Genomic DNA, 7,350 nt, shown 5'->3' on the forward strand with positions numbered 1-7,350 from the left:
GCGGAGGTGGAAAAGCTGACGGCAGGTGCTCCCGCCGCTGCCCAGCAATTCCTGTTCCCGTTGTCTCCCGGCGTCGCGTCGGAGCAGCGGTTGCAGGTCAAGACCATCTGGGCGGCCCGCGTGATCAGCGTGCTGTTTCCGGAGATCACCACCATCTACGGGTACCGCGAGGACCCCTTGCCGTGGCACCCGAACGGGTTGGCCATCGACGTGATGATCCCTAACCACGGCAGCCCCGAAGGCATCCAGCTCGGCAACGAAATCGCCGGGTACGCCTTGGCGAATGCGAAACGCTGGGGAATCAACCACGTGATCTGGCGGCAGAAGATTTACCCGGGCGTCGGCGCGCCGAGCTGGACCGCGAACTACGGCAACGAAACGCTCAACCACTACGACCACGTTCATATCGCCACCAATGGCGGCGGATACCCGACGGGTCACGAGACGTATTACATCGGGTCAATGACCCCTGCGCCGTCCGAGTGATCGACGCCCATCCCGCTCCCCGCGTCGGGACTGCAGTCACCCGACGAGGAGGCCCAGCAAGCCACTGGTGACGATCGAGGGCACCGTCAGTTGCCCACCGCCGACACTCGGGGGCAGGGTCAGCACACCACCGGTGACGATCGACGGGACCCCGACGTCCCCGCCGCCAACGATCGAGGGCAGGCTCAGCACACCGCCGGTCAGGATCGACGGGATGCTCACGTCCCCACCGCCGGCGATCGGGGGCAGGCTCAGCACACCCCCGGTCAGGATCGACGGCACGCTCAGCTGCCCGCCGCCCAGGACCGGGGGCAGGTTCACGGCGCCACCGTCGAGGATCGAGGTCAAGACGCTGCTGATCGGGGGCACGGTAAAGATCCCGCCGCCGACGCTCGAGGGGAGGCTCAGCAGGCCACCGGTGATGATCGAAGGTAACCCCAGCACGCCACCGCCGAGCGTTGCGGGCAGGTCGAGCACACCGCCGGTGAGGATCGACGGCACGGTCAACTCCCCACCGCCCAGGAATTGGGGCAGGGCCACCACGCCGCCATTGATGATCGGGCTCATGGCGTTGGCGATCGCGGACCCGACGCTGGAGATCGGGGGCACGGTCAACCCCGCACCGCCCAGGATCGGGGGCAGATTCAGCACGCCACCGGTGATCAGCGAGGGCACGCTCAGCGCGCCGCCCCCCAGGATCGGCGGCAAGTTCACCACGCCGCCGTCCAGGGTCAGGCTCGCGCTACCGCCCAGGATCGAGGTCAGGCTCAAGTCGGCGGCGGCCGCCGCCCCGGCGTTGGCCACCTCGGTGCCGAGGTAGGCGCCCGCGCCCGCACTGATCAAGCCGACGAACTCCTCGTGAAACGCGTTGGCTTGGGCGCTGATCGTCTGAAATTCCTGGCCGAAATCGCTGAACATCGTTGCGACCAAGGCGGATACCTCGTCCTGGGCCGCGGCGGCCACCGCCGTTGTGGGCGCCGCAGCTGACGCAGCGGACCCGGATAGCAATGAGCGGATACCTGCCAAACCCTGGGCCGCCGACTCCAGCTGTTCTGGAGCCGTCACCAGATATGACACATGCGCCTCCCGCCGAACCACTGCGACGGTCGCCCGACGACCTAAGCAACATGAGCCTAATCGGGCATTGTAGAAATACCTATGAAAATCCGGCTTTTCAGGAATAACCTAACATGAGTAAGTTTCGCGATTTGCGCTTCAAAAGCGGGCGGCGTCGACCGCCAAAAACCTCAAGAATTGCCGACGGGTATTGCGCCTCATTGGGCGGTCCAGCCGCCGTCGATCGAATAACTGGCGCCCGTGATGGTGGCGGCCGCATCGCCGGCCAGGAAGACCGCGAGCGCGCCGATGTCCTCCGGCTCGGTGTAGCGGGCCATCGGCTGCTTTTCGGCTACGAATTCGTGCTTGGCCTCCTCGAAGGACTTGCCCAGCGCCTCGGCGCGCGCTTCGACTTGCTGCGCGACCAGAGGCGTCATCACCCAGCCCGGGCTGATCGCGTTGCAGGTGATGCCGCGGTCGGCGGTCTCGATGGCCACCACTTTGGTCAGTCCCACGACGCCGTGCTTGGCGGCGACATATGCCGCCTTTCCGGCGCTGGCAACGAGGCCGTGCGCCGAGGCGATATTGATGATTCGGCCCCAGCCCCGGCGTTTCATCCCCGGTAGTGCGCAGCGACAAGTGTGGAAAGCGGCCGACAAATTCGTGGCGATCACAGCGTCCCATTTCTCGATCGGGAATTCCTCGACTTTCGCCACGTACTGGATGCCCGCATTGTTAACCAGGACATCGATCGCGCCGAAGGTCTTTTCGGCGCCGCTGATCATGGCGGCGATCTCGTCCGGCTTGGTCACATCGGCGCCCGAATAGGCCGCCGTCACCCCGAACGTCTCCTCGATGCCGCGCCGCTGTTGCTCAACGGCATCCGGGTCACCGAAACCGTTGAGGGTCACGTTCGCGCCCTCGGCGGCGAAGGCACGCGCGATACCAAGGCCTATACCGGACGTGGAACCCGTTACGACGACGGACTTTCCGCGAATCATCTTGACGAGTATCCCCCGGGCTTGCGGTCGGCGCTGCGCGTCAGCGTTCGGCTGCCGGCGGTGCGGGTTCGACGGCGACCAGTTCGGTGATGCCGCTGACGGTGAGGATGGGCATCACCAGGGGATGGGCGATGAGACGGATGTGGTCGGCGCGGGCGAACAGGGCGTTAATGGCGGCGCTGTCCAGGTACTCCACCGCGCTGAGATCGACGGTAAGCGTGCCGCCGTTGCCACTGGCCTCGGTGGTGGCGCTGCTCAGGGCCTGGTTGAATGCGTCGACGTTGCTCAGATCGATTTCCCCCGCTGCGGTCAGCACGACCTTCCCGTTGCGGTGCGCGGTGTCGAGGGTGAGCGACGTGGGCATCAGGTGATCCTCGCGCATAGGTGAACCGTGGTTCCGGCGGTGTGCGGGTTGATGGTGACGTCCTGCATGAGCCCCCGCATGAGAGCGATGCCCCGGCCGCGATGGGTTTCGGTACCCGGTTGCGGGGGCTTCCACGAGCCGGTGTCGCTGATGGTCAACCGCACCTGGTCGACGAGCATGATGGCGCCAAGGCTGATCATGCCACCCGGACGGTGACGGTGGCCGTGCTCGATGGCGTTGGCGACGGCCTCTCCTGCGGCGACGAGCACGTTCATCGCCTGATCCGGATCCAGCCTGGCTCGGGTCAACCACCGGCGCAGTGCGGTACGGATGGGGGCGAGTTGGCTGACGTCGGCGGGAAACTCCAACTCCAGTGGGGCCGGATGGCGGTAGAGCAGAAGGACGACGTCGTCCTGATAGCCGCCGCTGGGCGCGAGACCGGACATGATCCGGTTCGCCAAATCATCCAGCGTGGAATCGCGGCCGTCCTGAACGAGGGCGGCGGCGCGGGAGATGCCATGCTGCAGTGCACGGCGGCGACGTTCGACCAGCCCGTCGGTGTAGAGCAGCAAAGTGGCGCGCGGCGGGACGGTCACGCGGGCTTCGGGGCGGGGCCAGTCGGGTCGTACTCCCAACGCGATGGTGTGTCCGTCGTCGAGGATTCGGGTGGTGCCGTCGGCGTCGACCAGGATGGGCGGCGGGTGCCCGGCACTGGAGTACACCAGTTCTCCGGTGTCGGGGTTGAGGACCGCGCAGACGGCGGTGGTGCATTGGGCGCCGGGCAGTCGGGCTGCGAAGCGGTCCAGGCCCGCGAGGGCGGCACTCGGGCTGGGGTTTTCGAACAGCAGCGCGCGGCAGGCGCTGCGTACCTGCCCCATCACGGTGGCGGCGGCGAGGCCATGGCCGACGCAGTCGCCGACGATCAACGCGATGCGCCCGTCGTCCAAGTCGACGGTGTCGTACCAGTCGCCACCCACCTGCAGGGGCCGGCTGGCAGCCTGATAGCGCGCGACGAACCCGTGCGGTAGCTCGGCGGGGCCGAGGATCGCGTGCTGGAGCGCAAGGGCGGTTTCGCGCTGCTGGTCGACCTGGTGCACGCGCTGCAGACCCTGGCCGAGGCGGCCCGCCAGCACGGTCAGCAGGGTCTGGTCCTCGAGGGTGAACGGCCGCTGCTCGGTCAGGTCGATCCAGACGGCGAGCACGCCCTCGGGATGTTGCAGTGCGATCCCCGCCGTCCCGGGCTCTGGTGTGTTGGGGGTGAGTAGGTCGCCGTCGCGCAACGAGCTGAGCGTCTGCCGGGTCTGGGAGGGCAGGTCGCCCCACTGTGCGGGTTCGCCGACCGACACGACTAGCGGTGCGCCATAGGTGGTTTCCGCGGAGGAACTGTGGGTCGGGAAGGTGACCGCCAGGACGCGGCGGGCCCGCCAGAGCCGACGCAGTTCCTCAGCCGCGGCGTGCACCGCCTCGTCGAGGGTGTCCGATTGGGCGAGTTCCTGGTTGAGCGCCTGTTCGCGGCCCGCGGCCAGCGCCAACGCGATGGCTGCGTGTCGGGCGAAGTCAGTGACGAGTTCGAGGTAATCGTTGTCGAATGCGGGCTGTTGCGGGCGGCGCGCGACGGCAATCACTCCGAGCACCCTCTCGTCGGCGATCAGCGGCATGACGATCGCCGAGCGTTCACCGACATCGGTGAACCCCTCGATCGGATATTGGAAGGAATCGGTGATCAGCGGCACGCCGCGGCGCGCGACGCCGCCGGTAGTGGAGCCGTCCATCGGCACCTGCCGGCCAATCACCTCCGAGGCGTACCGGCCCGCCGTAGCGGCCACGACGAGGGTGTCGACTTCATCGGAGGGCAGATCGGGGTCCCGCGGAACCAGCAGAATCGCCTGCTCGGCACCGGCCAACTCCAGCGCCCGGTTCACGATGAGCTGCAATGGCCCCGTCTGTGGGTCACCGGACTGCAGCGCGGTCGTGATTTCCCGGCTGGCCTTCGTCCATTTCGCCGATTCACGTTCCCGCTCGAAGAGTCGCGCGTTGTCGATCGCGGCCGCCGCGGCCGTGGCCAACGCCCGCACGGCGGCTTCCTGGGGGTCGGAAAACGCTCGGCCCGGCCGATCGTCGCCCAGGTAAAGGCTCCCGAAGTCAGCCGCCCGCACGGTGATCGGTATGCCGAGCAGCGCCCGCAGCGGCGGGTCGTGTGCCTGCAGCCCGGCGGCCTGCGGGTGGGCACTCAGATCGTCGACGCGGAGGCCCTCTCCCACCGGCAGGTCACCGAGCCGCCGGGCCGCGTCGGCGTCGATTCCCGTGTGGACGAAGGAGGCCAGCGTTCCGTCGGGCGCCCGTATGCCCAGCGCGGCGTACCGGGCATCGGTCAGCTCGATGGCCGCGTTGACGATTCGATGCAATGTCGAATCCAGATCCAGGTCGGAGCCGATCTCCACGATGAGCCGGACCAGTAGTTCCATCTGGTCGCGAGCCGCCGCCAGCTCGTCGAGCTGTGACCGCGGTTCGGCCCGGTCCTTGTCCGCCATAGCTACAAATCTAATTGTTTAATTCGGGTCCTATTCCCTTTGGGTTTCGGGCCGGTCGATCAGCGGCCGAGGGCGGGCATCGCCGTGGTGATCACCCGCTCGGGAAGGAATTCGACGCGGCGTCCGGTCTCGGCTTCGCTGCCCACGGCGGCCGGGTCGCCCCAGCAGACGGTCGCGCTACCGGAGAGCGCAAGCGCGACGCCGGCGCGGAAGTCGATGAACAGCAGCGCCGCGGCGGGGTCGGCGGCGAGGTTGCCGAAGCTGTTGAACATGTTGTTGCCGGGATAGTCGGGCCACCACAGGTGCCCCGATGCAACGCGGACGAACCCGGGAGGGCCGCCGCGGTGGGAGGCGTCGCTGCCGGCGGTGGCGTGGGTGGTACCCAGAAAGAATGTGTCGGCGGCCTCTATCAGCCGAATGTCTTCCGGCCGCAACGTATTTCCGGAATACAGCCGCGCCCGGTTGTCGTCAGGTGGCCCATCGACGTGTACGTGGCGCTGCTGGATGTATTGCGGGCAGTTGCCGTAGGCCTGGTCGACGTTGATGGTCAGCCGACCCGCCTCAGTAGAGGTGAGGACACCGTTGATACCAATGCGCCGTCGCGAAATGAAGTTCATGGCGATGACGCCCACCAGCTGCCCGTCAGATAGGCCGTGGAGGGGTCCGCGCTGGGCAGCGGCGTGTCGATCTCCGGGGTGGTCGGCGACGCGGCCTGTAGGAAACCGGGTGGCCCGAGTAGCGGTGAGGTCCAAAGCCACCCGGTCCGGTCGCGGGCGGCCAGGACCGCGAATGTCGCCTCGGAAAGGGATGCGGCCATGCCGGCGCGTAATTGTCCGCGGGCGACCATCGGCGCGAGCCGGGCGGCCTGTGCTTCGACGCGGGCTTGTCGTTGAACGGCCAACTCGCCGCTGTGGAAGCCCACAGCGGCAGACGAGCTCGACGGGGCGGAATATCTCATCGGGGAACCTCGGCAAATCCCGGTTCTCCCCCGTCCACAACGGAATTGAACCGGCACCGAGTCTCGAGCCGCTCGCTGATCTCTTGGATCGCGCTCTCGGGAAGCGCGGTGACATCGAAGTTCTCGCCGATGCGTGCCGGCTTGACGGATGACGTGAGAACTGCGCTGCCGCGCTGGATGCTCCAGGCCAGAAGCACTTGCGCGGGGGTCTTTCCGAGACGCCGAGCGATCGAGACGATCACAGCATCGTCGAGCAGCCGCGGTTCCAACGGAGCCGGGCTGCGCAGATGCTTGCGCTCCTTGAGCTGCTGCGCGGTAGCGTTACGCGAAGATATGTCAGCACTGCAGGGCAAAGTCGTGCTCGTGACTGGGCGGTCGTCGGGCCTCGCGCTGAGACGGCCCGGCTGCTTTCCCGGCAGGGCGCAACGGTTTTCGGAATAGGCCGGGACGCTGGGCGCTTGGCCGAGGTATTCGCCGACGTGGAACGTGGTTCTTACGCGTTGGCGGACGTTGCTTCGGCGCAGGTCTGCAGGGACGCGGTCGAGCAGTGCGTCCGCGAGTTGGGCGGACTCGACGTCCTTATCAACATCGCTGGGCGACACCAGATGCGCAGGACGGAGTCGATGACCGACGACGACTGGGCAGAAGACCTTGCGGTCAACCTGAACGGGTCGTTCTACCTGTGCAGGGTGCGTCAGTCTCCGGATTGCCATGCACCAAAACGACCGTCATGGGCCTCCTTCCGTAAGGCAGCAACTCACCTCGCCGCAGCCTGACTCTGCCAGCAATGTCACGAGTGGACCAACAAAACCGCCTATCCCTGCGGCAGCGGACGGGAACGTACCAGCGTTGGCCACCAGAACCACTTCCCGAGGATTCGCAGGATGCACGGCACGACGAACGAACGCACGATCAGCGTGTCGAGCAGCAGGCCGATGCACACGGTGGAACCCA

General features: G+C 67.0%; 9 protein-coding genes and 1 pseudogene. 2 read left to right on the forward strand and 8 right to left on the reverse strand.

The genetic code is table 11. The features are described 5' to 3' along the window. A partial coding sequence (locus JWP83_RS27055; protein WP_297737624.1) for a glycoside hydrolase occupies positions 1-486 on the forward strand: 486 nt, incomplete at its 5' end. 36 nt (positions 487-522) lie between these two features. Here JWP83_RS27055 and JWP83_RS27060 read toward each other — a convergent pair. The 7 genes from JWP83_RS27060 to JWP83_RS27090 form a co-directional block, all read right to left on the reverse strand. Next, a complete protein-coding gene (locus tag JWP83_RS27060; protein WP_297737628.1) occupies positions 523-1,563 on the reverse strand; it encodes a PE family protein in 1,041 nt (346 codons plus the stop codon). Positions 1,564-1,760: 197 nt separating this feature from the next. Further along, on the reverse strand, positions 1,761-2,543 hold the full coding sequence (locus JWP83_RS27065; protein WP_297737631.1) for a 3-hydroxybutyrate dehydrogenase: 783 nt from the start codon (positions 2,541-2,543) through the stop codon (positions 1,761-1,763). 40 nt (positions 2,544-2,583) lie between these two features. Next, on the reverse strand, positions 2,584-2,907 hold the full coding sequence (locus tag JWP83_RS27070; RefSeq protein WP_297737645.1) for an STAS domain-containing protein: 324 nt from the start codon (positions 2,905-2,907) through the stop codon (positions 2,584-2,586). Further along, positions 2,907-5,438 (reverse strand): SpoIIE family protein phosphatase, encoded by a 2,532-nt coding sequence (locus JWP83_RS27075; RefSeq protein WP_297737634.1) that lies wholly within the window; start codon positions 5,436-5,438, stop codon positions 2,907-2,909. Before JWP83_RS27075 ends, JWP83_RS27070 begins: the two co-directional genes overlap by 1 nt. Positions 5,439-5,497: 59 nt before the next feature. Next, the gene (locus tag JWP83_RS27080) at positions 5,498-6,055 is read right to left on the reverse strand and encodes a pyridoxamine 5'-phosphate oxidase family protein (RefSeq protein WP_297737637.1); all 558 of its coding nucleotides are present in this window, start codon (positions 6,053-6,055) and stop codon (positions 5,498-5,500) included. Further along, on the reverse strand, positions 6,052-6,396 hold the full coding sequence (locus JWP83_RS27085; protein WP_297737641.1) for a hypothetical protein: 345 nt from the start codon (positions 6,394-6,396) through the stop codon (positions 6,052-6,054). The genes JWP83_RS27080 and JWP83_RS27085 overlap by 4 nt, the downstream gene beginning before the upstream one ends. Further along, entirely contained in the window at positions 6,393-6,749 is a 357-nt protein-coding gene (locus JWP83_RS27090) for an aldo/keto reductase (protein WP_367185678.1), read from the reverse strand. The genes JWP83_RS27085 and JWP83_RS27090 overlap by 4 nt, the downstream gene beginning before the upstream one ends. Here JWP83_RS27090 and JWP83_RS27095 point away from each other — a divergent pair. Further along, positions 6,730-7,085 (forward strand): annotated as a pseudogene (locus JWP83_RS27095) (SDR family NAD(P)-dependent oxidoreductase); the annotation flags it as partial. The gene JWP83_RS27090 and the pseudogene JWP83_RS27095 overlap by 20 nt on opposite strands. Positions 7,086-7,210: 125 nt before the next feature. Here JWP83_RS27095 and JWP83_RS31365 read toward each other — a convergent pair. Continuing rightward, the gene (locus JWP83_RS31365; RefSeq protein ID WP_367185679.1) at positions 7,211-7,339 is read right to left on the reverse strand and encodes an MMPL family transporter; all 129 of its coding nucleotides are present in this window, start codon (positions 7,337-7,339) and stop codon (positions 7,211-7,213) included. Between the last annotated feature and the right edge of the window lie 11 nt (positions 7,340-7,350).

It is taken from the genome of Mycobacterium sp., assembly GCF_025965855.1.
Taxonomy (GTDB): Bacteria; Actinomycetota; Actinomycetes; order Mycobacteriales; family Mycobacteriaceae; genus Mycobacterium.